Origin of the sequence: Paenibacillus sp. FSL A5-0031 (assembly GCF_001956295.1) — a bacterium.
Lineage (GTDB): Bacteria > Bacillota > Bacilli > Paenibacillales > Paenibacillaceae > Pristimantibacillus.
In genome coordinates this window covers 286,312-312,937 of the sequence record NZ_MRTD01000009.1, presented here as the reverse complement: position 1 = coordinate 312,937, position 26,626 = coordinate 286,312, and the positions used below count along the sequence as shown (strand labels likewise).

At 46.9% G+C, this 26,626-nt stretch carries 21 protein-coding genes and 1 pseudogene; 4 read left to right on the top strand and 18 right to left on the bottom strand.

Going from position 1 to position 26,626, the window contains the following annotated elements:
• Positions 1-377 (top strand): annotated as a pseudogene (locus BK120_RS35750) (hypothetical protein); the annotation flags it as partial.
• Between the two features lie 224 nt (positions 378-601).
• Here BK120_RS35750 and folE read toward each other — a convergent pair.
• The 8 genes from folE to BK120_RS17995 form a co-directional block, all read right to left on the bottom strand.
• Entirely contained in the window at positions 602-1,195 is a 594-nt protein-coding gene (folE, locus tag BK120_RS18030; RefSeq protein WP_076268865.1) for a GTP cyclohydrolase I FolE, read from the bottom strand.
• A gap of 36 nt (positions 1,196-1,231) precedes the next feature.
• Entirely contained in the window at positions 1,232-1,453 is a 222-nt protein-coding gene (locus BK120_RS18025; protein WP_053372732.1) for a YneF family protein, read from the bottom strand.
• A gap of 127 nt (positions 1,454-1,580) precedes the next feature.
• On the bottom strand, positions 1,581-2,114 hold the full coding sequence (locus BK120_RS18020; protein WP_076268864.1) for a methylated-DNA--[protein]-cysteine S-methyltransferase: 534 nt from the start codon (positions 2,112-2,114) through the stop codon (positions 1,581-1,583).
• Positions 2,107-3,288: a tRNA epoxyqueuosine(34) reductase QueG gene (gene queG / locus BK120_RS18015; protein ID WP_256710936.1), complete on the bottom strand. Its 1,182-nt coding sequence runs from the start codon at positions 3,286-3,288 to the stop codon at positions 2,107-2,109. The genes BK120_RS18020 and queG overlap by 8 nt, the downstream gene beginning before the upstream one ends.
• Positions 3,289-3,723, bottom strand: a complete 435-nt coding sequence (gene rnhA, locus BK120_RS18010) for a ribonuclease HI (RefSeq protein WP_076268863.1) — start codon at positions 3,721-3,723, stop codon at positions 3,289-3,291. It lies immediately after the preceding gene.
• A gap of 110 nt (positions 3,724-3,833) precedes the next feature.
• A complete protein-coding gene (lepB, locus tag BK120_RS18005; RefSeq protein ID WP_083682143.1) occupies positions 3,834-4,457 on the bottom strand; it encodes a signal peptidase I in 624 nt (207 codons plus the stop codon).
• Positions 4,454-5,011: a DUF402 domain-containing protein gene (locus BK120_RS18000; protein ID WP_076268862.1), complete on the bottom strand. Its 558-nt coding sequence runs from the start codon at positions 5,009-5,011 to the stop codon at positions 4,454-4,456. Before BK120_RS18000 ends, lepB begins: the two co-directional genes overlap by 4 nt.
• Before the next feature lie 110 nt (positions 5,012-5,121).
• Positions 5,122-5,544, bottom strand: a complete 423-nt coding sequence (locus BK120_RS17995) for a GNAT family N-acetyltransferase (protein ID WP_076268861.1) — start codon at positions 5,542-5,544, stop codon at positions 5,122-5,124.
• 355 nt (positions 5,545-5,899) lie between these two features.
• On the opposite strand from BK120_RS17995, the gene BK120_RS17990 reads away from it, so the two are divergent.
• Entirely contained in the window at positions 5,900-6,511 is a 612-nt protein-coding gene (locus BK120_RS17990) for a superoxide dismutase (protein ID WP_076268860.1), read from the top strand.
• A 386-nt stretch (positions 6,512-6,897) separates the two neighbouring features.
• Here the strand turns inward: BK120_RS17990 and BK120_RS17985 are convergent, their stop codons facing one another.
• Positions 6,898-7,503, bottom strand: a complete 606-nt coding sequence (locus tag BK120_RS17985; protein WP_256710935.1) for a hypothetical protein — start codon at positions 7,501-7,503, stop codon at positions 6,898-6,900.
• A 1,198-nt stretch (positions 7,504-8,701) separates the two neighbouring features.
• Between BK120_RS17985 and BK120_RS35305 the strand changes: the two genes are divergently transcribed.
• Positions 8,702-9,502 carry a hypothetical protein gene (locus tag BK120_RS35305; protein WP_076268859.1) on the top strand — a complete coding sequence of 267 codons (801 nt, stop codon included), beginning with the start codon at positions 8,702-8,704 and terminating at the stop codon, positions 9,500-9,502.
• Positions 9,503-9,621: 119 nt separating this feature from the next.
• Here BK120_RS35305 and BK120_RS17975 read toward each other — a convergent pair whose 3' ends face one another.
• The 9 genes from BK120_RS17975 to BK120_RS17935 form a co-directional block, all read right to left on the bottom strand.
• Positions 9,622-10,740, bottom strand: coding sequence for a S1C family serine protease (locus BK120_RS17975; RefSeq protein ID WP_076268858.1), 1,119 nt, complete (start codon positions 10,738-10,740; stop codon positions 9,622-9,624).
• 12 nt (positions 10,741-10,752) lie between these two features.
• Positions 10,753-12,006, bottom strand: a complete 1,254-nt coding sequence (locus BK120_RS17970; RefSeq protein ID WP_076268857.1) for an FxLYD domain-containing protein — start codon at positions 12,004-12,006, stop codon at positions 10,753-10,755.
• A gap of 170 nt (positions 12,007-12,176) precedes the next feature.
• Positions 12,177-18,161: an S-layer homology domain-containing protein gene (locus BK120_RS17965; protein ID WP_076268856.1), complete on the bottom strand. Its 5,985-nt coding sequence runs from the start codon at positions 18,159-18,161 to the stop codon at positions 12,177-12,179.
• A gap of 282 nt (positions 18,162-18,443) precedes the next feature.
• Positions 18,444-20,114, bottom strand: coding sequence for a ribulokinase (locus BK120_RS17960; RefSeq protein WP_076268855.1), 1,671 nt, complete (start codon positions 20,112-20,114; stop codon positions 18,444-18,446).
• Positions 20,115-20,128: 14 nt separating this feature from the next.
• The gene (gene araD / locus BK120_RS17955) at positions 20,129-20,824 is read right to left on the bottom strand and encodes an L-ribulose-5-phosphate 4-epimerase (protein WP_076268854.1); all 696 of its coding nucleotides are present in this window, start codon (positions 20,822-20,824) and stop codon (positions 20,129-20,131) included.
• A 163-nt stretch (positions 20,825-20,987) separates the two neighbouring features.
• Entirely contained in the window at positions 20,988-22,100 is a 1,113-nt protein-coding gene (locus tag BK120_RS17950) for a GntR family transcriptional regulator (protein WP_076268853.1), read from the bottom strand.
• Between the two features lie 142 nt (positions 22,101-22,242).
• Positions 22,243-23,121, bottom strand: coding sequence for a UTP--glucose-1-phosphate uridylyltransferase GalU (galU, locus tag BK120_RS17945; protein WP_076268852.1), 879 nt, complete (start codon positions 23,119-23,121; stop codon positions 22,243-22,245).
• A 124-nt stretch (positions 23,122-23,245) separates the two neighbouring features.
• On the bottom strand, positions 23,246-24,637 hold the full coding sequence (locus BK120_RS17940) for a sensor histidine kinase (RefSeq protein ID WP_083682137.1): 1,392 nt from the start codon (positions 24,635-24,637) through the stop codon (positions 23,246-23,248).
• A complete protein-coding gene (locus BK120_RS17935; RefSeq protein WP_076268851.1) occupies positions 24,634-25,308 on the bottom strand; it encodes a response regulator transcription factor in 675 nt (224 codons plus the stop codon). The genes BK120_RS17940 and BK120_RS17935 overlap by 4 nt, the downstream gene beginning before the upstream one ends.
• A gap of 155 nt (positions 25,309-25,463) precedes the next feature.
• On the opposite strand from BK120_RS17935, the gene trxB reads away from it, so the two are divergent.
• Positions 25,464-26,405, top strand: coding sequence for a thioredoxin-disulfide reductase (gene trxB / locus BK120_RS17930; protein ID WP_076268899.1), 942 nt, complete (start codon positions 25,464-25,466; stop codon positions 26,403-26,405).
• The last annotated feature ends 221 nt before the right edge of the window (positions 26,406-26,626 follow it).

Below are 26,626 nucleotides of genomic sequence, written 5' to 3'. Positions count from 1 at the left end.
AAAGGCTAATGAAAAAATTTGACCTCGTTTGTCCTCATCGAAAACCTAACCCGTATCGACTTATGACCAAAGCTACACTCGAACATCGCACGCTCCCAAATAAGCTGCAGAGGGACTTTAAGAAGGGAATCCCAGGCCTTGTTTTACTCACGGATATCACCTATCTTCCGTATGGAAAATCACAGACGGCTTATTTGTCGACCATTTTGGACGCCTCTACAGGGGAACTTCTAGCCCGAAATCTCTCCGTATCCCTCCAATTGCCTTTAGTCACAAATACCATTGAATCGTTAATGAAGCAGAAGCGCGTAAAACTTCATAAGAAGGTCTTTATCCCTCCTGTTCAGTACAGGAATCATCTCTTAAGTGTGGCTTAGTGCTCTTTTTTTCAAAGTGTCCTTGACTAAGGGGTCAGTTTATTTTCTCCTACTTTTCTTATATTTCTCCGTCAAAGCTGCTTCAGCATCCAGAAGACGCTGAAGGCGTTTTTGCTTGAAATATAAGAAAGTATATCATTTTCTCATACTTATCTTATATTTCTTCGTCAAAGCTGCTTCAACATCCAGAAGACGCTGAAGGCGTTTTTGCTTGTTTATATCGTCTATTGCTTTAATAATGTCAAAAACTCGGAGCGCAGCGCAGGATTGCTGCGGAAGTCGCCTCTTACAGCAGACGTTACGGTCATGCTGCCAGGCTTCTTCACTCCGCGTGAGCACATGCACAAATGCTCGCCTTCCACGACGACCATGACGCCATGCGGCTGCAGCTCCTCAGTAAGGATATCCGCAATTTGTGATGTAATCCGCTCTTGCACCTGCAGGCGGCGAGTAATCGCCTCTACGAGTCTAGCAAGCTTGCTAAGACCAGCGATTTTGCCGCTAGGAATGTAGCCAATATGCGCTTTTCCGAAAAACGGCGCCATATGATGCTCGCACTGACTGTAATAAACGATATCTTTTACAATGACAAGCTCTTCATGCTGCTCATCGAACGTAACGCCCAGCACCTCACGAGGATCAACCTCATATCCGGCAAAAATCTCCTCATACATTCGAGTCACACGAGCGGGTGTTTCCAGCAAGCCTTCACGCTCTACATCTTCACCGACAAGTTTTAATATTTCTCTTATGTGATGTTCAATTTGCTCCCGGTTGCTCGAAACACTCGAATTGACGTAATCTTTCTTTCCCGCCATTTCTGAACTCTCCTTCCGGTCCCCCCGCGTCTTTCTTTATCTGCGAGGCATCTTTTGGTTTTTCATCATGTGCTGCGCTTTTTGCATTTGCTGCTTATTCAGATTGTAGCCCATTTGCTTCGCCATTTTCTGAATCATTTCTGGATCGTTTTGCATTTTCTCAAGCTGCTTCCGCAGATAGAATACGCCTACAAAAAAGCCCCCAACAGCTCCTGCAATTAAAGTAACAATTGGTACAACAATATTCACCCACGACATACCTTTCACCTGACCCTTTCCAAATCTCCTGCTGTGTATAATGTTCCCATGATAGCATGTTCACCTCTTGTTCGCAATGAACATGCTGGCGCTCCGCTTAACCTTTTTGTGACATTTTTTGATGCTCTTATTTCGCACTCTTTTCCAGATCAAGCAGCGCGATTTTAATAGGAAGACCTCCGCCATAACCGATCATTTGGCCGCTTGCCCCAATCACGCGATGACAAGGCACGATGATCGAGACAGGGTTGCGATTGTTCGCTCCACCTACGGCACGCATAGCTCCAGGCTGATCCAGCATCACAGCGATATCCTTATAAGTACGCGTTTCCCCATAAGGGATTTGCTGCAAAGCTGCCCACACCTTCTGCTGAAACGGTGTGCCATACATTTGAATAGGCAGATCGAATTGCTGAAGCTCTCCGGCAAAATAAAGCGCCAACTGCCTTGCTGCTTCATTCAGCTGATCATGAGAGGCTGCTTCGACCCGCGTAATATCCGCGCCAGCGTGCCCAAATACACGCTTCGTCCACTGCTCTAGTTTCTCTAAAGCCAAATCGTAAGGAGCAAAGTCCAAGTGGCAAATTCCTTTGTCCGTTGCCGTTAACGTCATCGGCCCGATAGGCGAATCGATCTCAGCCGTGTAAAGTCGTTCACTCACTTGCGCCACCTGCTTCCAAGTTCTCTTCTGGAATCGTGCTTAATTGAGCAATGGCATTCGCAATCGCCTGCAGTGCTTCCTCATCCGTTTCCTTTACTGAGGCTCCAAGCAATGCAGACTTTGCCTGCTCGCCGCCAATTCGCGCAAGCGACCATGCAGCTGTGCCGCGGAGCACCGGGCGAGGATCCTGCTCCAGCACCCGGATCAAATCCGGTACTGCGCTAGCCTCTTTAAAGTTGCCGAGCGCAATTACTGCATTGCGCTGAATCGGCTTCTTGCCCCGCCAAGCGGAGGATGTCCGGCCATATCTGGCTTGAAACTCCTTGTTGCCTATCGTTAGAAGCGGAACGAGCAGCGGCTTCACTAATTCCATATCCGGCTGCAGTTCTGGTTGATGCGTCCAGTTTTTGCCGCGGTTTATCGGGCAGACCGTCTGGCATGTATCGCAGCCATAAAGCCGATTGCCGATTTTTCGCATGAACTCGTCCGATATCATTCCCTTCGTTTGTGTAACAAAGGAGATGCAGCGGCTTGAATTCAATTGCCCCGGTCCAACTAGTGCATCCGTCGGGCAAGCGTCAATACATTTGGTGCAGCTGCCGCAGCTTTCCGTTATCGGTTCATCCGGTTCAAATGGAACATTGGTAATCATCTCACCGAGGTAAATCCACGAGCCGAGCTCCGGCGATATGATTGCACAGTTTTTAGCGCTCCAGCCAATGCCTGCACGCTCAGCAACGGCGCGATCCGACAATGCGCCGGTATCGACCATGCTTTCCACGCGCAAATCCGGCATTCGCTCCCTTAGCCATGCTTCCAGCTTAGCAAGCCGATCGCGCAGCACTTTATGGTAATCTTCTCCCCAAGCCGAACGTGACATAATGCCTCGCCTTGCACCCGGCTCTGATTTAGGAGGGTCCTTCAGCTTGGATGGATAGGCAATGGCTATTGCAATAATCGACTGCGGATTTTCAAACAACAGCGCTGGATTCGTTCTTTTCTCAATGTCGGGCTCCTCGAAGCCAGACTCTCTTCCGAGCTCGCGGTGCCTAAGCAAAATCTGCTTTAATGATGTGAATGGATCTGCAGAAGCGATCCCAATCTTGTCGATGCCGAGGCTTGGTGCCGCCGCAATCATCTCTTCCTTCAGCCTTGCCCATCTATCTGTCATCATCTATAACCTTTTAATTGCTTCACGAGCCAGCTCGTCACAACGATTATTCCATTCATTATCGCTATGGCCTTTTACCTTTACGTATTCTACTTTATGACGCTGCATAAGCTCCCAAAGCGCTTTCCAAAGCTCTTGATTCTCAACAGGTTCCTTCTTGCTGTTCTTCCAGCCGTTGCGCAGCCAGCCGTGTATCCAGCCTTTCTGGAAGCAATTCACGACATACGCTGAATCACTATACACCGTCACCTTACAGGACTCCTTAAGCAGCTTCAACCCTTCGATTACTGCTTGGATTTCCATACGATTGTTCGTCGAGTGTTTCTCTCCACCTGAAATTTCTTTCTGATGAACGCCAAAAAACAGCACTGCTCCCCAGCCGCCCGGCCCCGGATTGCCAGAGCATGCACCGTCCGTATAGATCATAACGTCCTTCATAAGAATCCCTCCTAAAAGTTTGCGGTAGCAAACTTACTTCGTAAGCAGCAGCGTAACGTTGCACATGCAAAATTACCTCGTCAGCACCCAGCTTTTCACACAAAAAGTGGTTAAAGCGCTCTTATCTTTTTGTAAGGCCATAAAATATAATCGGCTCTGCCGCGAATCAGCTCTTCTGGCACAGCATGAAACGTCCGGCTGTCCAAGCTCGCCCTAGCATGTCGATTATCTCCCATTACAAAATAGTTTCCTTCGCTAATTACTTCAGGCCCGTAGCTCATATCTTCTATTAATGAATCCGTGTAAGGCTCGTCCACTAGCTCGCCGTTACGGTACAATTGTTTATTATGGATTTCAATACGATCACCGGAAACCCCAACGATCCTTTTTACAAGAAACTTTTCCTCGTCTTCCCCCATATCCGGTTCCTTCAAAATAACGACATCACCAACCTTGGGCTTGCCGACGAGGTATACAAATTTATTAACAAACAGCCACTCATGCTCCGTTAACGTCGGCTCCATCGAATGACCTTCTACCTTCGAGAGGTTAAATACAAAAAAATGCAGAAGCAGCACCACAGCAAATGCAACAACCAATGTTTTCGACCAATCGAACAGTTCTGCGAGCCAATTGGAGCGATTGCTTGCAACAGTATGGGCAGATAATCCCGCATCTACACTGATTCCTGCTTTTTCATTACTTGGCTTGCGATTCTGGTCCTCAAGGCTCATTGTTCCACCTCTTCACTTCGTTTCAGCCAATCCTCATAATACTTCAGCACAAGCTTATCCTGAAAAGGCGATTGCCCTTGATCCATCCGCTTCAAAAGCGCATCAAGACCCTCATGCACCTTTTCTTCGACCATTTTCGGATAGTGGTAAGCCGCTTTGTGCATCTCATATTCATCTTGATCGACGACTGTTCTTCCACCATCAACTGTACGAATAACGTCCAAATCATAATCGATATAGGTAAGCACATCACCCTGAATGTACAGCGGTGAGGCAATATTGCAATAGTAGCGGACGCCTCCGTCCTCTAGCAGAGCCACAACGTTGAACCACTGCCCCGGTATAAAAAAGGAGACTGCTGGGACGCGGCTGATCCATATCTTACCATCCGACTCTTGAATCGGCGTTTGACGGTTTATGAGCACCTTAATGGATTCCGCTTTATGCTGCTCGTCAAGCAGCTCATCGGGCACAAGCCAATTCTGTTGCCATATACGGTGAATGTGACCGTTATGTTTGAAGCTTTTGATGACACAGTGCCGATATGGTTCCATCCCGTTCTCCTCATAAATGTATATAGTAATAAGAAAAGCATATCTGACCGCCAAAAGCAATGGCGATGCAGATATGCCCTGCGTACAACTTACATGCAGTAAAGTTCGCGTTAACCAGCTACAATGCTCAATTTCTGAAAAGATCTGATAAAATCGTTGGCTACATACCCCATCGACTCGTACAGCGGTAAAACTGGCTCGTTGTGCTCGTCCGCGGTAATTAGTATCTTTGTGACACGGCGCTGTTCGAAGCGCTGGCGCAATGCCTGGATAAGCGTTTTACCGATTCCTTTCCGCCTGTGGAGAGGAGATACAGCAATTCGATAATAATAACCTTTGTTATTATCAATCGTACCGATAATCATGCCCACAATTTCGGAATTTTCGACAGCGACTAATACTAAATCACTATCCCATGACAACTGGCGGGCAAAAGCTTCCATCGTTTGTTCGTAGCACTCTTCTGTTAGAACCTCTTCAAGCAGTGCTGTAATTGATCGGTAATCGGACAACTGGAAGGAACGAACATTCATTAAAATTACACCTTCTATACCATGTCATAGTATTGCATTTAAAATATATTACGACAAAATTAAACGAAATCCTGCTTCAATCTTTAATATTCCTTAAAAAAATTAAAGAAATCATCAATTATCTCGTGTAAACGCTTAATATTAAGCGCTTACAACAATTTAATCCATTTATTTCTCTATAAATGCAGTTCTATCTTCCTAATCTGTATATTTTAGCTAGCGTCGAGATACCCTATTTTAGGTTATGTTTGATCGTTTTAGCCCATTCGACTTTTGAAACAATAATGTTGATTTATTCAATCGGATAAGGGATAATGGACTTGGATAACTACATATAATTAGGAGGCTGTAAAAAATGGCACATCAACTACCTGCTTTGCCGTACGCGCACAACGCACTTGAGCCGCATATCGATGCGACTACAATGGAAATTCACCACGGCCGTCACCATAACGCTTACGTGACTAACCTTAACGCTGCTTTGGAGTCCGCTCCAGAATTGCAAAGCAAATCAATCGAAGATTTGATCTCCGATCTTGCTAGCGTTCCTGAAGCAATCCGTACTGCTGTTCGCAACAACGGCGGCGGACATGCTAACCACAGCTTGTTCTGGGAAACAATCGCTCCAAACGCTGGCGGAGCACCTACTGGCGCTCTTGCAGCAGCAATTGAAAGCGAGCTAGGCGGCTTTGAAGCTTTCAAAGCTGACTTCGCAAAAGCAGCAACAACACGTTTCGGCAGCGGCTGGGCATTCCTAGCAGTTGCAAACGGCAAATTGAAAGTATACAGCTTGCCAAACCAAGACAGCCCGATCATGGAAGGCGAAACGCCAATCCTTGGTCTTGATGTATGGGAGCACGCTTACTACCTGAACTACCAAAACAAACGCCCTGATTACATCGCAGCGTTCTGGAACGTAGTTAACTGGGATGAAGTTGGCAAACGTTACGAAGCAGCTGTTAAATAATATTGATGTTCCAAACCGGCGCTTGCCTCTTTAATGAGGCAAGCGCCGGTTTTTTTATTTTTTATAGTGCTTATTAGGTGCTGAGTGTTGGAGTGCAAAGTTGCTTAAGTGCTTAAGTGCAGAGAAAAGAGTGGAATGCTGACATTGTGTATAAGGCGCGGGAGTTGGAGTTGGGTTACGATGTTGCTTATGCACTTAGGGTGCTGGAAGTTGAAGTACAACTCTGCCTATCTGCTTCTGTTGCAGGACGTTGAATTACACTCTTTCCTATCTGCTAAGGTTCAGGGAGTTGGAGTGTAACACTGACAATGCGCTTATGATGCAAGAAGTTGAAGCACAGCTCTGACAATGTGCATATGATGCTCATTAATTGCTGGCTTAATATATTAGTCCAACAAACGAATGATTTCTTTTGTGTATGTGTCCCAATCCTTGTTATCCGTATTGATTTCTAGAGTAGGAATGACTGAGTTTGCTGCTGCTTTTCGCAGTCTCCATTGAGTTGCTAGCAGTTCATCTGCTGCTGCTTTAATTTCTTCACTACTCTTATTCGACCATTCATCAGGCGTGCGGCTTTGTATTCTTAGTTCGGCTATTTCCGGAGATATCGTTAATAAAGCACATTTTGCCCCAAAGTGTAAGAGTTCCTTTTCGATAGCTTCAATTTCATTAGTAGTTTTATCAGAATAGGCAACTCTATGATTTAAATGAAACCTTTCTAGTATAAAGAATACACCTCGCGAGCCGCGTGAAGCTATCCCAAGCTTAGTTGACCATTCATATAATTGCCTCAGTATAGCAACTCTTTCATTCAACAATTGGAGATGTTCTTCGTGACTTGATGTTATAAACTGACCACGCACGTTATGCAGCACCTGTGAATAATGCTCGCTTAAAACGATAACACTACGCTCTGCTGATTCGTCCTGCGCTTGCATGAGCTTTAACGACTTCAATACCGATGTTTTACCTGCATGCGAAAATCCTTCCAATATAATGCCCCGCAGCTGACTCACGCAAAAACCACCTTCTGTAAATATTTTCATATCATTATATAGGGACTGATTCGCTATAGGCAAATATATACAAATGATAGACATAGTGTGGCAGAGTGTATTCTTTTATTTTCCGACTAGCTAGCTTGTGTGATTTTGGGATGGCTGTTGGAGTATTTGAAACTTATGGACATAGGAGCTTCTGTCTCCGATAAAAGTTTGGTTGCGATCGCAATTACAGACATAGGTCAGACATTGGTTCCTTTGCTTTTAATAAAGGAGAGGATGATCTCATTATGAACATTGGCTCATCTGTTTTCGATATAATCACGGACGCTCTCCTTAATAAGACAGGAGATCTATTTGTTGCTAAAGGTTTGGTTGATCCCCTTACAATCATAGGACTCTCTGTTTTCAAAAAAGGTTAGGTTGGTCTCCTTAGGAGCATTTGTGCTTCCATATTCTATAACAGTTATGTTGTCTCTGCTTAGGTACTTTTGTGCTTCCGTATTTTATAACAGTTAGATTGTCTCTCCTTTAAGTACATTTGTGCCTCCGTATTCTAAAACAGTTAGGTTGCCTCTCCTTAGGGACATATGCGCTTCCATATTCGGTAACAGTTAAGTTGTCTCTCCTTATAGGTACATTTGTGCTTCCATAATCGATAAAGGTTAAGTTGACTCTCCTTAGATACATTTGTGCTTCCGTATTCTATAACAGTTAGGTTGTCGCTCCTTAGGTACATTTGTGCTACCGTATTCTATAACAGTTAGGTTGTCGCTCCTTAGGTACATTTGTGCTTCCGTGTTCTATAACAGTTAGGTTGTCTCTCCTTAGATACATTTGTGCTTCCGTACTGGATAAAGGTCAGGTTGTCTCTCCTTACGGACATAGGTTCCTCTATTTGGCGAAATATACGCAAATTGAAGTTTTAACGGACATAGGATCCTTTATTTGCTGGAATTAGGGCTAATTGAGCTCATTTTGAGGGTAATAACGTATCCTATGTCCGTTAGTAGGCTAAACTGACGTTTTAAGCCAAAATAGCGGAACTGATGTCCGTTAAGCTCAACAAGAAATACTAGTTTTCCTTTTACTCCCGCCTCATAAGCACACTCACCTCATAGGCATTCGCCGCATACGTTACAGTAGGATATATGCCTAATTTGTGATGTAAAGGAGTCTGAGTACTCTCATGGAATATACTTATGCTAATAATGTGAATTCTCGTCCAGCTACCAAGGGCTGCGGTTGTGGCGGACCTCGAATGATCACGCCAACGCCTCAGCAAGGCGGCTTTGGGCCGGGCGGTCCCGGCGGCTTTGGGCCGGGCGGTCCCGGCGGCTTTGGGCCGGGCGGTCCCGGCGGCTTTGGGCCGGGCGGTCCCGGCGGCTTTGGACCAGGGGGACCCGGCGGCTTTGGGCCAGGGGGACCCGGCGGCTTTGCGCCAGGGGGACCCGGCGGCTTTGCGCCAGGGGGACCCGGCGGCTTTGGGCCGGGCGGTCCCGGCGGCTTTGGGCCGGGCGGACCCGGCGGCTTTGGCCCGGGTGGTCCCGGCGGCTTTGGGCCGGGCGGTCCCGGCGGCTTTGGGCCAGGCGGTCCCGGCGGCTTTGGGCCGGGGGGCTTCTGGATCGGTGGGCCATGGCTGTTCCCATCTGCGGGACCGCAGGCGACCGTAACGGTTCTCATAAACGGTGGAAGAGCGTTTCCTAGCATAACGGAGGCGTATCGCATTCCTTTCCGACCGGGTTTGAGCATCTATCAGGCTCTAGCGGAAACGGGGGTTGTTAGCTTCAGCTTCAATGGTCAAATTAATTCCGTTAGTGGAGTCCCTATTGGCGGCAATACCAGCTATCAACTTGTACTGAATGGACGCGTAATTCCAGCATCGCTGCTCAGCTTCCCGCTTCAGCGCAATGACTCTGTAGCACTTGAGCTCTTCTTAAGCCCTGTTTTGCGCGAGGATGAAATCGAAAATACAAGCATAGAAAACTAATTAAAACTGATGATCGATCGATATACTCCTCATTAAAGACGCCCCACAGCTATACAAAAAAAGCTAGGAAAAGCGGTCTCCCCTGACCGACTTTTTCTAGCTTTTTAAACGTTATTCTTTTACTTAATAGCCTTACCTTTGCCGCTCAGCAGCTTTAATTGATCGTTCTCGTAGCCCACCTCATAGGTCACTTGGTATTTGCTTAACACATATTTGCCTTCTACCCGCTCATCTACTGAAATAACAGCGATAACGGTAGCTTTGTCTTCTCTGCTCTCCGTCACATGCATATTTTCGATGACTACATTCAGCGTCCCCAAGTAACCTGCCCTGAACTTCTCGTAGCTCGTCCCTTCCTTCCAATTGCCGCCTAGCAATGAATAAGCATAGACATAATCGGCATTGTTCAGACTATCATAAAAATGAGTGACGAGATAATCAGCATATTCCTCAATCTTCGCTTCATCTTCCATCTTCAGTTCCTTATCCGAAAGCTCCAGATCAGGCAGCTTAGTCATCGGTTTAGTAGACCAGCCTTCAGCGATATCGATTACATTCGCAATGGGGATACTAAAGCCAATTGAACCTTGCTCATAACCGGCAGAGTTAATGCCAAGCACCGATCCCGTTTTCTGATCAACGAGCGGTCCACCGCTGTTGCCAGGAGCAATTGGCGCGGAAATTTGATAGAGATCCGAATACAAGTAGGAATCAATTTTGAACGTTCTTCCTAGTCCGCTGACAATACCGGTAGTAACCGTATTTTGAAATCCGAGCGGACTGCCAACAGCAAGCACTTCGTCCCCGACTTCCGCTCTTTCTTTACGCTCTACCTGCAGCGGCTCCGTTCCAGCCAGTTCCTTCACACGAACAACCGCAATATCCGTTTCCGTGCTAATGCCAATGACTTTTCCGTCCAGCTCGCGCGCATCCGCCGTTTTAATTTTCACAGTATGGGAGCCAGCGACGACATGCGCATTCGTAATGAGATCCCCTTGCTTATTATAAAGGAAGCCTGAGCCTTGATCCCCATTTTCATTCTCAATCATGACGACCAGCTTCTGCGTTTCAAAAATAATATCCTTAAGAGACTTCTGCTTCGTCTCATCAGCTACCGCAAGCAACGGCTTTCCCGTCAGCCTGTTTGGCACCTCTGAATGAATGGCTAACGCTGCAGCCAATCCTCCACATACAATGAGAGTAGAAGCGATGACGCTAATCCAAGCTCGTTTTCTCATCACATCTTCCCCTTAATCCAAATACCAAGTCGCGTGATCAACGACGACGGTTGTATTCTCTACATAAACACCATATACCGTACTATTAAAGGTGATTTTCTGGCCTGGATCAACATAATCCGGCGTTGCCTCTGCCTTGCCCTTGCCTACCTCTTTGCCGTCAGCATCGTAGACGATAAATTGAACGCTAATCGAATAAATAGGCCGTGTAGCGGCATTTTTCAGCTCGCCTACTATATTTAAATCTCCGAACTCATCGAGCGTCGATTCGATTTTAACAACCTCGACGGCTGCCGTCTGATTTTTTAGATCCTCTGCTGCAGCCTGCTGCATCGCTTGCTCTAATCTTCGCTGTTCCCGTTTCTCGTAATCTGCCTGTGCATCAGTTATCTTTTTGGCCAGTGACATAATCCGCTCATTATCCTTGGCAAAAAGCAGCGCTCGGTCCGTCAGTGCCAACGCATCCGAATAATTTTTTTTCTTAAGTAATGCTTCAGCATCCTTATAGCTTATATCGACGATTTTGGCGACAATTTGCTCTTTTACAGCTAGCGCCTCTTCACCGTCTAATTGATTCGCAATGTTAAGCCTTGACTCCAGCTCATCCACTGTATTCAGATCTGCTAGCTCTTCCGTCAGCCTCATGACACCAAGTTTAACGTTATAGTTGTCAAGCTGATGCTTAATCTTTATATAGATTGGCTCTTTATGACCCTTTAATTCACCGTTAATCCGCTCCAGTGTCTGTTCTGCATCTTCAAGCTTCCGCTCCTCCAGCTGCTTCCCCGCAGCTGTAATTGACTGTGCCAGCTCTGCGACAAGGGCAACGATCTCCGCATCCTTCTGTAGAGCGCCAAAGCCTGGACGCGCATCCGAGGCTTCCTGCAGCAGCTTCTGCGCTTTGTCATATTTCCCTGCTAGCGCCTCCGCCTTCGCCTCAACATGAAGCTTGATGACTCTATCATTTATTTCGGATTGATATATATAGTAACTAAATACGGAACCAGCGGTAACAAGTGCTAAAATGATAGGCATCAGCCATGCCAAAATAGAGCTCTTAGCTCTACGTCTCCGCGTTTTTTTAGGCTTGCTCGGCTGCTGGCTTGCTTCGTCTATCTCTACAGAAGCAACCTGCTCCGATAACAGCATAGATCGCTCAGTACTTAGAGCCGCTGCAGTTTCTTCTCCATCAGCAAGCAATCTGCCGCACTGGCTGCAATAAATGGCATCATCCGTCTGTTTTTTTTCACAATGATGGCAATACACTTCCGTTCATCCCCCAGCCCACGTTTCTCTCTAAACATATCTATCTATTCTATATCAAAAAGTAAATGATCTCCATTTTTTTATAGTGGGAAATGGAGCCATATTTAAAAAAGCAGCCTATCTTGTTCACAAAACACTGTGAACAGATAGACTGCTTCTATTAATGCTCTTTATTTCACGCTATCATTGATGCTTTCGATCCATTTTTCGCTGCCGTCTTCCTTGCGATCAGCTTTGTGTGAGATCGTTGCTTCCTGTACATCGCCAAAGCCCCAGTGGCTTTGCGGCATATCAGGGAACAATGGAGCCAGCCCCTGAAGTGGACCGCGATAAAGCATACGATTGATCATCGTAACTGCCTCAACACGAGTAATTTCTTTTTTCGGCTTAAAGCTTCCATCCGGATAACCGGTTAAAAACTTGCCGTTAAACAAAGCTTCGATCGTGTCCGCTGCCCAGTAGCCTGAAGTATCCTTAAAGTGGGCTGTCGCAGGCGCGCTCACTTCAAGCTTGAGGAACCTTGCCATAACCGCTGCAAGCTCTCCTCTTGTAACTGCAGCATCTGGACGGAAAGAGCCGTCTTCATATCCGCCGAAGTAGCCGTTTACCGTAACGCTTTGGATGTAGTTCGTCGCCCAGTGACCTTTGCGAATATCGTTAAATGAAAGCGGCTCCTCCACTTTCTCGTTTCCAGATAGTCTTGCAACAATTGCTGCAAGCTCCGCACGAGTCAATGAGCCTTCTGACTTGAATTCCTTATCCGGGTATCCAAGAATATAACGAGTATGAGTAAGCTCTCCGAAGCGATCTGAGAATACATTTACTTTTACTGATGATTGGACAGTGGCATTATTCCCGATAAATTCACCCGAAATATCAAATGCCGTATCTGCTGCTTTCATAAGCGGCCATTCGATGACCACTTTGAAGCTGCCGTTCTGTCCGCCTTGTACATTTGTTATTTTCCATACAATGGTGTTGTCTGTTACGATTCCGCCAGCTGCATCCACAACAACTGCGCCCGCTGGAATCTTGACCCTGATTTCTCCTGCTGCCATTGGACTGCTGGAGCTGTTTTTGTAATCCACCGTTAGAGTCGACGTTGTTCCTTCTTTTACTTTGTTCTTGTCGACTGAAAGAGTGAGCGCAGGATTGGCAGATGGAACATTTGCCTCAAAAGGCGTCAGCTCTAGATCATGTTTGACAATCTCCCATTCAACGGAGAGAACTGGGCTTTTATAGTTATAGAACCCATTCTTCATTACGCCAAGATAATAGTCCGTTTCTGGATACACCATATAGGCATAGAAACCGTGTGCATCCGTCAGCTGTTCTGGACTCGCATTGTCATTTGGTGCAAAACCAACGAGAGCCGGCAAAACAACCTCCGTGTTAGGTATAATCCCTTTGCCTTTATTTCTTGCTGTGTCCGCGTAATAAAGGACAACGGATGCACCTTCAATTACTGCTTTTGTAACCGAATTAGTAACCGTACCATATGGATCGACAAGCGCCTCAGAAATATTCATTTCCCCTGAAGCGGTTACTTTGACCGCAGCATGGCTGAAAATTATTTCCTTGCCAGGTTCAACTTCATATCTAATTTCCAGCTCGTATTCTCCAATAGCAAGCCCATTCGCATTAAATACGCCTTGCGGGCTAAGTGCAAATGCTTTCGGAGCTCCGCCTTCGGAAATGTAGCTGCCATCCGCTTGTTTCAAATAAATATTTGTTTTAGCAAGCAGATCACTGTTAAACAACGAGGACTTGCCATCTGGCTGCTTAAGCAGCACGATACCTGTTACCGTTTTCTCGGATTCAAAGTTTTCCTCGCCTGCTCCTGTTACTTCTCCAACTTGAGCCGATTGCTTGTAGGTTACAGGTGTAGGAACGCCGCCAACATCAACCGTTTGCGTCACTTCCAGCTCATAAACGACATCGCCTTTCGGAACCACGACATAATAAGCTCCGCTAGCATCGGTAATAACCGTTTCATCAAAGTCTGTTCCTGGAGTGATAACGCCGTCGCCATCTAGATCAAGCGTTACGCGAACACTCACGCCAGCAATTGGCGAATTCGTATCACCCTTTGTAATAAAGCCTTTAACTGCCGCAGGCAAGAAAGTAATGATGATCTCATCCTGCTCCTTCAAGCCACGCTCTTTGTTGTACACATTCGCTTGAATCGGAATATGCTGCTCGTTGATGCCTGTAATTTGCTGTGATTTGTACGTAACCTTCGCTATTCCTTGCGCGTCAGTGACCGCGGTGTTTCCACCAACAAACGTCCCTTTACCTGCAGGAGCTTCAAAAATAACCGTTACACCTTTAATTGGAGTGCCATCGGCATTTGTTAGCAATGCCGATAGCTCGGTAGTTGATTTGCCATCGCCCAAAATTTTCTCTGGACTTGCGGTTAACGCCAGTACCGCTTTAACCACTTCAAAGCTGTTATCCGCTAATTTTGTCTCTGAAGGCAATAAGGCTCCTTCAACGTCCAATGCCCTGAATGTAACTTCGTATTTGCTTGCTGCTGTTAATTCAGGAAGTAAATACGTTGTATTTTCCCACTTCTTATAGCCGTCTGCTACGAAGGTATCCTGATTGACAAGCGTAAGCGGTACGATAATACCGTTCACATTCGCCGTAACGCTCTTAGCAAGCAAGGAACTGACAGCACTCAGCTTAAGCTGTTCGCCTGGAATGATTTTTAATACATCTACCTGGCCCTGCGCTTTGTCTCCGGCCCATCCATCGAGCGCTCTATGAATATTAATCGTTACCGTTGCAGGAGCTGAAACTTGATTATCTCCATCCGTTACAGTGTACGTAAAGCTATCCTGTCCAGATATAAAATCCGAACCCGGTTTATAGATCCATGTATCACCTGATACATTATAATCGGCAGGCTCTAGCGTACCTTTGCCTGGATTGCTCTCTAAACCGTAAACAAGCTTCGTAACTGTCTCGCGATCTGAACCTTTAAAAACAATAATAATATCAGTTGTGCCTTCGGCAACATTTACAGTGATTGGTTCTGCAACCGGCTTGCCGTTGTAGCCAATCGTGATTGCAGCAGCCGCTTCTGCAAATTGTTTCCCATCGCTGCCCCTCCAACCAAATTCAACTGTGCTTCCTTCTGCTAATGAGGTTGAAGGCTGGAATTTAAGACTTTCCAAATCGCTTTTTGCAATGATTTCAGTACTGCCTGGCATCAAATAGACTGACTCACCAACAGAAGGTGTATACCAAAGCGTTCCGCTCTGATTGAAATTTGCTGGAACAATAATCGCAACTTCTTTCAGCAAATCGCCATCTGCATCTGTGTAACGAGGCGATTCCGTGAAATCCGTTGTTTTAAAAGCAATAATTTCACCGGAAAGTCCCGCTTTTATAATGTCATCTAAGACTGGCGGAGTATTAATGGTAATCGTAACTTTCTTGTTTTCCTTCGCATATTGCTTGCCGTCCGAGCCGTTCCAGTCGAATGTTACTGAACCCGTCACCCCTACAGCAGGCACAAAAGTCAAACCATCTAAGTCACTTGCTTTAATGACAAAGCCGGCAGTCGTAATCTCATAAACTGGACCATTGCCTATTTGAAAAACAAGCTTGCCTTTTGCAGGATCTGGGAGCGATACGAGCTTTACTCTGCTTAAGCTCTCACTGTTGGAATCGCTGTACGAATCCGTAAAGTCCTTAATTGCAAAAGGCACCGTGCCGCCTTTCAATATCTCCTTGTTAATCTGTTCTACCGTTGGAGCAGCGTTCGCTTTAATAGTTACCGCAGCTGGCTGCTTCGCGTATTTCGATCCATTATAACCATTCCAATTAAATGCTGCCGTACCTGTGAACCCAGCATCAGCTGGAACAAAGGATAACGTATCCACTTCACCGATCGCAATTTCATCACCGGCTTCAACTGCCTTGCTGCCTAGGAATAAGGAGCCTTGTCCCACTGCTGGCAGAGTAACTATCTTCACACGCTGAAGTCCATTGAAATTAGCAGCACCGTTTGCTTTCGCATATTGGCTTCTAAACTCGTTAGCTGTAAAAGCAGTCGGCTCATATTGAAGGCCGTCCTTCGCAATGTTGCTCACGACAGGGTCGTTCGTATAAGTAATGCTCACATTTGCTGGCGATAAAGAATACTGTTTGCCATCAAATCCATCCCAAGTGAAGGCAACTGTGCTTTCTTCCGCCAAATTTGCAGCTGGAACGAAACGCAGCGTATTTAATTCCGTTAAAGAAATTTCAGTATTAGAAGATACTACGTAGTCCACCCCTTCGGATGTATAACGCAGCTTTCCGCTATTGGAAAAGTTGGCTGGCAGGTTAATACGTACTTTTGTCAGTGCATCGCCATTCGCATCGCTATATGCATTCGCATTAGTGAAATCGGTAGCTTTCATTTGAACCGTATTGCCAGCTATAGCTGCAAAAGAAATGTTACTAACAATTGGCGCCGTATTAATAGCAATGGTCACTTGCTTGTTATCCTTCGCATACTGAACGCCGTCTGAGCCATTCCACTCAAACGAAACTGCACCGCTGGCATTGCTCGTAGGAACAAAGCTCAGCTTGCCCAAATCAACTGCACTGATTTCATCGCCCACGGCCACAGCTGCAGCAGAACCACCGTTTGTAATCATCAGCTTACCGGCAGCTGGCGCCGGCAATGAAACGATTTTCACCTTACTTAAGTTTTCCTTTGGCAAAGTTGCATCCGTATACTGGCTTGTGAAATCTGAAGCTGTAAATGTAAGTGCTTCACCTTGATTAATAGCTTTATTCATATCTGTTACAACAGGAGCGGCATTTGCAGTAATCGTTACCGTCCCATCGATAGCTGCGTACTTGCTTCCATCATAGCCATTCCACTTAAATGAAGTCGTGCCCGTTAAACCTGCTGCATCTGGAACGAAGGTCAATTGAGCGACATCTGCCTTAGCGATTTCGTCATCTAATTTAACATCCACTCCTGCAAGCTGGAGCTTGCCGCCGCTAGGAAGCGAAACGATTTTCACTTTTTCAAGCTTAGCAGCTTGTGCTTCACCTGTTACACGATAATATTTGCTGCTGAAGTCCGTTAGCGTAAAATTCGTTGGCTCGTATTGAGGTCCCGGTTTTGCAATATCTTTTACCGCAGGGTCAAACGTAGACATCGAATAAATATGCTGAGCTGTTCCAGGCTCATTCTTATCTGGCTGCTTGTCGAACAATATAATATTTACCGTGTATTCTTTGCTTGGATCTGCTCCAGGAGCATTAAGTACAATGTTGTCCCATTTCTGCTCGGTTCCTTGCTTGGAGCCGCTAAAGTACTTCTGCGACAAATCCAAGTTTTTCTCCCTAATCTCATTGCCGACTTTCGTTTTCTCAATGACGTTGACTTCCATATAAAAGTTTCCGTCTTGTTTAGGCAAGAAACCTGTATTTATCGTTACTTTGTCTTTCGTAACAGCAACAGCGGCTCCGGTAATTTCTCCGGTCTCTCTCACGCCGCCGTCAATGACAAGCTGACCCCAATCGATGGTCGTCACCCAGCCGCTGTTGAAATTAGAAGTATTCATGAAATAATGATGTACGGAAATGCCAACATATAAATCCTGATTGGCGACGATACTATTCCATTGATCAGGTTTAATTTCCAGAACGGTCGTATTCCACACATCATTTTTTCCGGATAAAGCGCCCAAGTTAAATGCTTGAGGGAATTCCTTCTTGTATGTAGCAGACCCAAAATTTGCTGGCCATGGGGTTGTAGGTGCACCTAATGCAATATCTGCAGGGTTAGATGAGAAATATACACGGTCCCACTCGCCTGTACCGCTTTTGTTTGATTCATCGTATTCGTCTACATCAAGAGCCCGTATAAGCATATAAGCGCTTTTTGTAGGTTTGGCTTTAATGTCTTTAATTTTAAATTCGATTGGATAAAGAGCCATACTGTTCCCCGTGCTGCTGTCTACATCGCCGTCAGCTGCACTATTCGCAGCTCCGCCGCCCCAGTTATCCGTACCGGTAAAATAAGTCGCTCCTGTATCAATCGCTGCAGCACTTGCTGCGTATGGAACAGGGAAAAGCTGAACGAGCAGCACCGCAAATGCCATAAATGCGGTAAATAACCGTTTTCGCCACAGTCTGCTGTTCATTCGACCTCTGTTCCTAGAACTCCTTGGTTCCATAGACCTACCATCTTCCTTCATTCACGTACTCTCCTTTACTATTAAGATCGCTTTCAAAAGTTGTCTACTTTCTTCTGTCTATTTTTTATAAGTCCGACGACCTATAATAACATTCACATCTGTACAAATTCTGTACAATTTCGACAAGAATAGTGGAAAAATCTAGAAATTAATAAAAAAAACGACTCCCTCGCATAATTAAATGCTGGAGTCGTTTTTTTGGTATATAGATGATTGAATAATAGCTGCCTAAGCTTGCTCTTCTTTTATAACCTTAAGGCGTTTCATTACATCATTTGCGCCGCGTCCGTAGTAGTCGTGCAGCAAATTATATTCCGCATACAGCTTCTCGTAAACTGCAACGTTTGCCGGAATCGGCTTGAACGTTTCTTCGCGTACACGAGCCATCTTCTGAGCCGCATCAACAATGCTGTCGAAACCGCCCTTTGCGGCACCAGCTGCTACTGCTCCAAACATCGCTGCACCAAGTGCAGGCGTTTGCTTGGATGCTGCGACCTTGATCTCGCGATTCGTTACATCCGCATAAATCTGCATGAGCAGCGCATTCTTCTGCGGCAGTCCGCCGCATGCGTACAATTCATTTACTTCAACCCCGTTGCTGTGGAACGCATCGACGATTTTGCGTGTGCCAAATGCCGTTGCTTCAAGAAGGGCGCGGTAAATTTCCCAAGGCTTCGTTAGCAAGGTGAGGCCTACAATGGTACCTGTCAAATCCGTATCTACAAGTACCGAACGGTTTCCGTTCCACCAGTCAAGCGCCAGAACGCCGGATTCGCCAACATTCAGCTCGCTGGCTTTGCGAGTCAAATAAACATGTACATTTTCGCCAGCCTGCTCTGCCTCTTGAAGTACGTAGGCTGGAACAGATTCCTCAACGAACCATTCAAAAATATCGCCAACCGCTGATTGTCCCGCTTCGTAGCCAAAGTAACCCGGAATAATGCCGTCCTCAACGACGCCGCACATTCCTTCCACTTCCTTCTCTTCCGTTCCGAGCAGCATGTGGCAAATCGATGTGCCCATCGCCATAACCAGCTTGCCTGGCGTAACGACGCCAACACCTGGCACCGCCGCATGTGCATCCACATTGCCAACCGCGATCGCCGTGCCTGGTGCAAGTCCGATGCGTGCAGCCATATCAGGCAGCAATTCTCCAGCCTTCGAGCCAAGCGGTACAACTTCGCCGCGCAGCTTCGTTTCTGTCAAGTTTTCTAAACGAGGATCAAGCGCTTTGAAAAAATCCTTGCTTGGGTAGCCCTCTTGCTTATGCCACATTCCTTTGTAGCCGGCCGTACAGCTGTTGCGAACAATATTGCCGGTCAATTGGCCAATAACCCAGTCCGTCGCTTCAACAAATTTATCTGCCGTTTCATAAATGTCCGGCGCTTCATTCAAAATCTGCCAAGCTTTGGCCATCATCCACTCTGATGATATTTTGCCTCCATAACGCGGCACCCACTTCTCACCGCGCTGCGCTGCCATTTCGTTGATAAGGTTAGCCTCATCTTGTGCAGCGTGATGCTTCCACAGCTTCACCCAGCTATGCGGATTATCCTTGTAGGCATCCTGTACACATAGCGGATTCCCTTCTCCATCGATGGGAAGCATTGTACATGCTGTAAAATCGATGCCTAAACCGATGACATCAGCAGCATGGATACCCGACTCCTTCATTACAGCAGGAACGGACAATTCCAACACTTCAATATAGTCAAGCGGATGCTGAAGCGCCCAGTCATGCTCAAGCTTAATGCCAGATACCGGAAGCTTCTCATCAATAACGTGGTGAGTATACGGCGTGACATGCTCCGCTATCTCGGCACCGTTAGATAGATCCACAAGAACAGCTCGGCCCGATTGCGTGCCGTAGTCTACACCAATTGCGTATTTTTTGCTCATTATCCGAATCCTCCTTATTTTTGGCCGTAGTAGGCGTTCGCTCCATGCTTGCGTAAATAGTGTCGGTCTAATAAAGCTTGATCCATCGGCTGAACATTCGGGTTAAGCTGATACGTATGAAGAGCCATCTTCGCCACTTCCTCCAGCACAACCGCATTATGAACGGCGTTATGCGGGTCTTTGCCCCAGCAAAAAGGAGCGTGGCTGTTTACGAGCACCGAAGGCACTTGGTTTGGATCGATATGGTTTTTATTGAAGGTCTCAACGATGACATTGCCCGTTTCCAGCTCATATGCACCGTTGATTTCCGCTTCTGTCATCGCGCGTGTGCAAGGCACCTCGCCATAGAAATAGTCGCCATGCGTCGTGCCAAGCGATGGAATAGAGCGCCCCGCCTGTGCCCAGCTTGTCGCCCAAGGCGAATGGGTGTGTACAATTCCGCCTATCGAAGGAAACGCTTTGTAGAGCAGCACATGAGTAGCCGTGTCCGAGGAAGGTCGAAGATTTCCTTCAATCACATGGCCATCCAAATCTACGACAACCATCTGCTCGGCTTTTAACTCCTCGTAAGGAACGCCGCTCGGCTTAATAACCGCATAGCCAGACTCTCTATCTACACCGCTGACGTTGCCCCAAGTAAATGTAACTAATCCGTACTTTGGAAGATCCATATTCGCTTCCCAAACCGCATGCTTCAATGCTTCTAACATGACCACTTATCGCTCCCTTCAAGCTCACATTTCCATGCTGATCCGCATTCACTTATACGGACATCGCCATAGAATATCTTTGCTTTATTATAAGTTGTACGTACAAGTGTGTCACGTCTTTTTTATTCATTCATTTAAAAAGCATTAACCGTTCAGCAACAGCTTAGCTTTGGGGCGGTCTAGTTGAATCACGTACAACGAGCTGCGGATCATATATTTTATCCTGCGTTTGTCGCCGCTGGTGCTGCTTATCCAGCATACTAAGCAGCAATTCGACCGCATCCGTGCCCATTTCGGTTTTTGGATGTGCAACGGTAGTCAGCTTCACTTCAGTTGCCGTAGCCAGATTCGCATCATCAAAACCGACAATCGAAAGATCCTCAGGCACCGTTAAGCCAGCCTGCCTTACGATATCAAGCATTTTTACAGCCAGCTCATCGTTATAGCAAATAATAGCGGTCGGCCGTTGATCCGGCTCACGCTGCAGCATCGCAAACAAGGCCTGCATCGGCTTGTCCTGCTTCTCCTCCGTCGTATAGCGCAGCAAATAATCCGGCGGAACCGTGTGCCCTTGCTCCCGATGAGCCCGTAAAAAACCGCGCATCCGGTGTACGCCTTGAAAGTCATCCGTCTTAAAAAAACCAGCGATTCGCGTATGGCCGAGCTTAATTAAATGCTCTGCGGCGCGATAGCCGCCAAGCTCGTCATCCACGCGCAAGCATGGCGCATCCACGTCGCTGTATCGCTCATTGAGCATAATGTATGGAATTTTGAGCGCATCGAGCGCCAAAAAATAATTAAAGTTCGGGTTGCCCTCCGCGCTCTTCGTCGGCTCAATAATGAGCCCGGTCAGCGGCTCGCGCAGCATCGACTCCAAGCTGTCCTTTTCTTTATCCTTTTCATTATCCGTGCTCGCCAGCAAAAGTCTTGCCCCTACAGCGCGCAAGCTCGATTCAACGCCTCTGACGATGGTCGGGAATATATAATCTGATATATGGGTCGTAATCATCCCGATCGTCATCCCTTGGGATGAGTTTTTCCGCTCCGGCGCAGACTGATCCGACACGAACGTCCCTTTCCCTTGTACGCGGTAGAGCCAGCCCTCCTGCTCCAAATCACCGAGCGCTTGGCGCACCGTTTGCCGGCTCATCTCGAATTGCTTGCCGATCTCATTCTCCGATGGCAGCTTCTCGTGCGGCTTAAACTGCGCTGTGACGATCCAGGATATGATTTCCTGCTTTAATTGCATATATTTGGGCGTTTGCTGTTCCTTCACTTCACACCTCAACTCCGTTAGTTGTATTCCTGTAGTATATCATATGCGAAACTTGTACGTACATGATCTCAAACTCTAACCATCGAACCGGCCATGAGACAAAATAAAAAGCCGCTCATAGGCGGCTTTCATTTCTCATGGGTTAGAACTGCGTTTCCTTCAGCCTCTCCAGCATGTACTTTCTGACCTCATCGCCTAGATCCGCGCGCTCTAATGCAAAATCAATCGTAGCTTGTACAAAACCAAGCTTGTCGCCTACATCATGTCTAATACCATCGAACCGATAAGCCATTAAAGAAGAGATATGGTTTAATTGCTGCAAGCTGTCCGTTAGTTGAATTTCCCCAGCTTTGCCTGGCGTCGCTTTCTCAAGCAGATCAAATATGACAGGATCAAGGACGTAGCGTCCAACAACCGCATAGTTGGACGGGGCTTGTCCTTGCGCCGGTTTTTCAATGATGTTGCGTACTCGCGCTACCTGCTTATCCCGTTCAATATCAACAATACCATATTTATGCGTCTGATCCCACGGCACCTCCATCACAGCTACAACAGATGACTGTTCCCTCTCGTACACATCCATCATTTGCCGCAAGCAAGGCGGATCAGCTTTCAAAATATCGTCGCCAAGCAATACCGCGAACGGCTCGTCCGCTATGAAGCGGCGTGCGCAAAGCACTGCATGGCCAAGGCCAAGCGGCTCCTTCTGACGAACATAATAAATATCCGCCAGTTGTGATATTTTCCGCACCATCTCCAGCATTTCTTCGTTGTGGCGCGCTTCCAGCTCCATTTCGAGCTCGGCAGATTTGTCAAAATGGTCCTCGATCGCCCGTTTGTTGCGTCCGCTGACGATTACGATACTCTCGATGCCTGAATTCACAGCCTCTTCTACGATATATTGAATAGCAGGCTTATCGATAATAGGCAGCATTTCTTTCGGCTGCGCTTTCGTAGCCGGCAAAAACCTTGTCCCTAATCCCCCAGCAGGAATGATCGCTTTCCGAATCCACTTCTCCACCCTCACATCTCCCCCAGCTCTTTGCTTTCTATGCAATCGCTCCTTTTATCATAACGGTTTCACCCTCGTTTTTCCATGTATTCAAAAGCTTCAACTGTCGCTTCTATCCAGCTTCGTCTCATAACTAAGCAGCTGCTCGTGCAAATGGGAGCTTAATCATAAAGCTTGCTCCAGTAAGCTGGTCCGCACTTGGATCAAGCGCAATGGTTCCGCCGTGAATATGAATGATGGTTTGTGCGATCGAAAGTCCAAGCCCGCTCCCGCCTTGGCTTCTATCCCTCGATAGATCACCCTTATAAAAACGCTCAAATATTCGCTCTCGATCCTCCTCATGAACGCCTATTCCGGTATCGGTAATTCGGACCACAATGGAACCATTCTGTTCGGACAAAGACAAAAAGATTTTGCCGTCCTCTGGTGTAAATTTCATGCTGTTGGCAAGCAAATTCATCCATACTTGATTAAGCTGATCACGATCAGCAGTAATCACCGTTTCCTCCATTAACAGCTCGACCGTTTGCCTCTTGGCCATCCACTGCGGCTCGCAGGCAAGCACCACATCACGAAGCTGACGATCCAGTCGATACGGCTGCGGATGAAAAGGATGCTGCTGCGAGTCGAGCGATGCTAAATTAAGCAAATTTTCACTTAACCGAGAAAGCCGCATGCTCTCTTGCTTGATGATGCTAATATAACGCTCCCGCTCAGCTCCAGTAACCTCCTCGCTGCGCAGTGCTTCTGCGAAGCCGCCAATCGACGTAAGGGGAGACTGCATTTCGTGCGAGACATTGGATACAAAATCCTGACGCATCATTTCAAGCTGTGATAAGCTCAGCGCCATTTTGTTCATGCCCTGTGCAAGCTCACCTAGCTCATCGCCGCGTCTTGCGGGCAGCCGTACACTGAAATCCCCCTGTGACATTCGCGTCGCAGCGTTCGTCATCATTTTTAGAGGCCTCACTAAATAACGGGCTACGATTAGAATAAGTACGCTTCCGACGAGCAGCAGCGTGACGAGCAACGTGACGGCCGTCCATATGAAGTTGCTATTTTGCGGAAAACGATTCGGCTGAACGAACAAGGCCCATCTTTCATTGCCGAATGACACAAGTTTCCCTAAAGCAGGCGGCGAAGGCGGGCTAACCTCCTCGCTAGCGTATACATCCAGTCTGACAGAGCTGCCACCAAATACCTTTCTTAGCTGCTCGAATGTAAGCCGCTCCATAATCAGCTCGCTCCGCTCGCCAGCCCTTACTAAATAGTTAGAGCTGCTAATAGCGACAATTGACTGCCCTTGCAAGCTTGAGATCTCCTCCAAAAATGCCTGCAGATCTGCCGGCTTCGAGACGGCATAAAGCTGTTCAATGCGAGCAATCGACTTCTCCAGTTGATTGGGCAGTTGCCCCCTTGCATCCCTCTTGAACATTTGATTCGTGAATAAAAAAGCGACCCCGATGCTAATCAAAACGATAACGAGGAATGTTGCCGTAATTCGAAAGTAAAGGCCGCGAATCATGACCATACCTCCAGTCGATACCCTAGTCCGCGAATCGTTACGATACGGAAACGATATTGCTCCTCGGGAAAACGATCCCGCAGTCTTTTGATATGGACATCAACGGTTCGCTCGTCCCCCTCATAGTCCATCCCCCATATTTGTTCAATCAGATGATCACGGGCAAAGGTTTTGCCTGGATAGCTTGCCAGCTTGAACAGCAGCTCGAACTCTTTAGGCGGCAATGTTACTTTCTCGCCACCAGCTGACATATGGAAGTCCGTTCGATTCATGAGGACATCGCCGAACTCTACCGTCTGCGAAGCGGTGATCCGGTATCTTTTGAGCAGTGCCTTAACCCGGGCTATGAGCTCCGGCGGATCAAATGGTTTGACCATATAATCATCCGCACCAAGCTCAAACCCCCTCACCTTTTGCGAGGTTTCCCCCTTGGCAGTCAGCATGAGCAGCGGAATATCATAGCTCGCTCGAAGTTCCGCGCAAAGCGCCCACCCGTCCATGCGGGGCATCATTACATCAATAATCGCAAGATCTGGTCGTACCACGTCCAGCTTCTCTAATGCGTCTATACCATCTATAGCTTCAATGACCTGACAGCCTTCTCTTTTTAGGAAAAGAGCTACCAGCTCGCGAATGTTCGGATCGTCGTCTGCAACTACGATTTTGGGCATTTTGTTCTTCCTCCAATTAGACTTATGTAGTTATGATTTCAGCATACATGACCAACATGAACGTTACATGAACGATATTGACTTTAAAGCTACATTATAATAATTTTAAAGTAGGATTTATTATTCAACGGAATTTTGAATGGAGGATATAGATGATGCATAAAACAATTATTATTGGTACAGGACCTGCCGGATTGACGGCTGCAATCTATTTGGCTCGCGCGAACATGGAACCTCTCGTTATTGAAGGGTGGCAGCCAGGCGGCCAGCTTACAACAACAACAGAAGTAGAAAATTTCCCGGGTTTCCCTGATGGTATTTTGGGCAGCGAGCTAATGTCTAACATGCGCAAGCAGGCACAGCGTTTTGGTGCAAAATTCAAAACAGGCTCTGTAAAAAGCGTCGACTTCAGCAAACGCCCTTACACGCTTGACGTGGAAGGCATTGGCGAGCTGCAAGCCGAATCCATCATTATTTCTACAGGCGCTTCAGCCAAATACCTCGGCATTCCGGGTGAGCAAGAAAATATCGGTCGCGGCGTAAGCACATGTGCAACTTGTGATGGCTTCTTCTTCCGCGGCAAAAAAATTATTGTAGTAGGCGGCGGCGACTCCGCAATGGAAGAAGCCGTGTTCCTTACTCGCTTCGCTTCCGAAGTAAGAGTAGTTAACCGTCGCAATGAGCTGCGCGCATCAAAAATTATGCAGGATCGCGCTCGTGCGAATGACAAAATCGTATGGAGCCTAAACCGAACACCGCTTGAAGTTGCTGCAACGGGCATGGGCTTGCAAGGGTTGAAGGTGCGCAATAATGAAACGGGCGAGGAAGAATTGCTTGAAACAGACGGCGTATTTATTACGATCGGCCACACGCCTAATACCGGTTTCCTTGGCGGTCAAATCGACACCGATGAGCAAGGCTACATTATTGTGAAGCCGGGCACTTCCGAGACGAACATCCCAGGCGTATACGCTTGCGGCGACGTTCAAGACCGTAATTACCGCCAAGCGATTACCGCTGCTGGAAGCGGCTGTATGGCTGCTCTGGATTGCGAGCGCTACTTGGAATCGCTAGCGCATGAAGCGGTTAATGCATAATTTTTTTTCAAAACTAGACTAGTACAATACGTGCAAATTATGTATAATAAAAGTGTTGAGATTTACAATAGAAAGGCAATGCTACCGCAACCATTTGTTCGCAATATGCTTCGCGTGAGCGGCGCCTGAACGTGTTATGGGAGAAGGTACAACCTCGGCTTATTATGAGCAGAGAGGTTGTGCCTTTTTTCGTGTTTCCATATCTTCTCTCACATCATCCA

Bases quoted from the DNA above. Each gene is read 5' to 3' on its own strand.
- BK120_RS17975 (WP_076268858.1), bottom strand. From the start codon at position 10,740: ATGAGAAAACGAGCTTGGATTAGCGTCATCGCTTCTACTCTCATTGTA.
- araD (WP_076268854.1), bottom strand. From the start codon at position 20,824: ATGTTAGAAGCATTGAAGCATGCGGTTTGGGAAGCGAATATGGATCTT.
- rnhA (WP_076268863.1), bottom strand. From the start codon at position 3,723: ATGAAGGACGTTATGATCTATACGGACGGTGCATGCTCTGGCAATCCG.
- BK120_RS17995 (WP_076268861.1), bottom strand. From the start codon at position 5,544: ATGAATGTTCGTTCCTTCCAGTTGTCCGATTACCGATCAATTACAGCA.
- BK120_RS18000 (WP_076268862.1), bottom strand. From the start codon at position 5,011: ATGGAACCATATCGGCACTGTGTCATCAAAAGCTTCAAACATAACGGT.
- BK120_RS18025 (WP_053372732.1), bottom strand. From the start codon at position 1,453: ATGTCGTGGGTGAATATTGTTGTACCAATTGTTACTTTAATTGCAGGA.
- trxB (WP_076268899.1), top strand. From the start codon at position 25,464: ATGCATAAAACAATTATTATTGGTACAGGACCTGCCGGATTGACGGCT.
- BK120_RS17940 (WP_083682137.1), bottom strand. From the start codon at position 24,637: ATGATTCGCGGCCTTTACTTTCGAATTACGGCAACATTCCTCGTTATC.
- BK120_RS17990 (WP_076268860.1), top strand. From the start codon at position 5,900: ATGGCACATCAACTACCTGCTTTGCCGTACGCGCACAACGCACTTGAG.
- BK120_RS35305 (WP_076268859.1), top strand. From the start codon at position 8,702: ATGGAATATACTTATGCTAATAATGTGAATTCTCGTCCAGCTACCAAG.
- BK120_RS17965 (WP_076268856.1), bottom strand. From the start codon at position 18,161: ATGAACAGCAGACTGTGGCGAAAACGGTTATTTACCGCATTTATGGCA.
- BK120_RS17960 (WP_076268855.1), bottom strand. From the start codon at position 20,114: ATGAGCAAAAAATACGCAATTGGTGTAGACTACGGCACGCAATCGGGC.
- lepB (WP_083682143.1), bottom strand. From the start codon at position 4,457: ATGAGCCTTGAGGACCAGAATCGCAAGCCAAGTAATGAAAAAGCAGGA.
- folE (WP_076268865.1), bottom strand. From the start codon at position 1,195: ATGGCGGGAAAGAAAGATTACGTCAATTCGAGTGTTTCGAGCAACCGG.
- BK120_RS17935 (WP_076268851.1), bottom strand. From the start codon at position 25,308: ATGCCCAAAATCGTAGTTGCAGACGACGATCCGAACATTCGCGAGCTG.
- queG (WP_256710936.1), bottom strand. From the start codon at position 3,288: ATGATGACAGATAGATGGGCAAGGCTGAAGGAAGAGATGATTGCGGCG.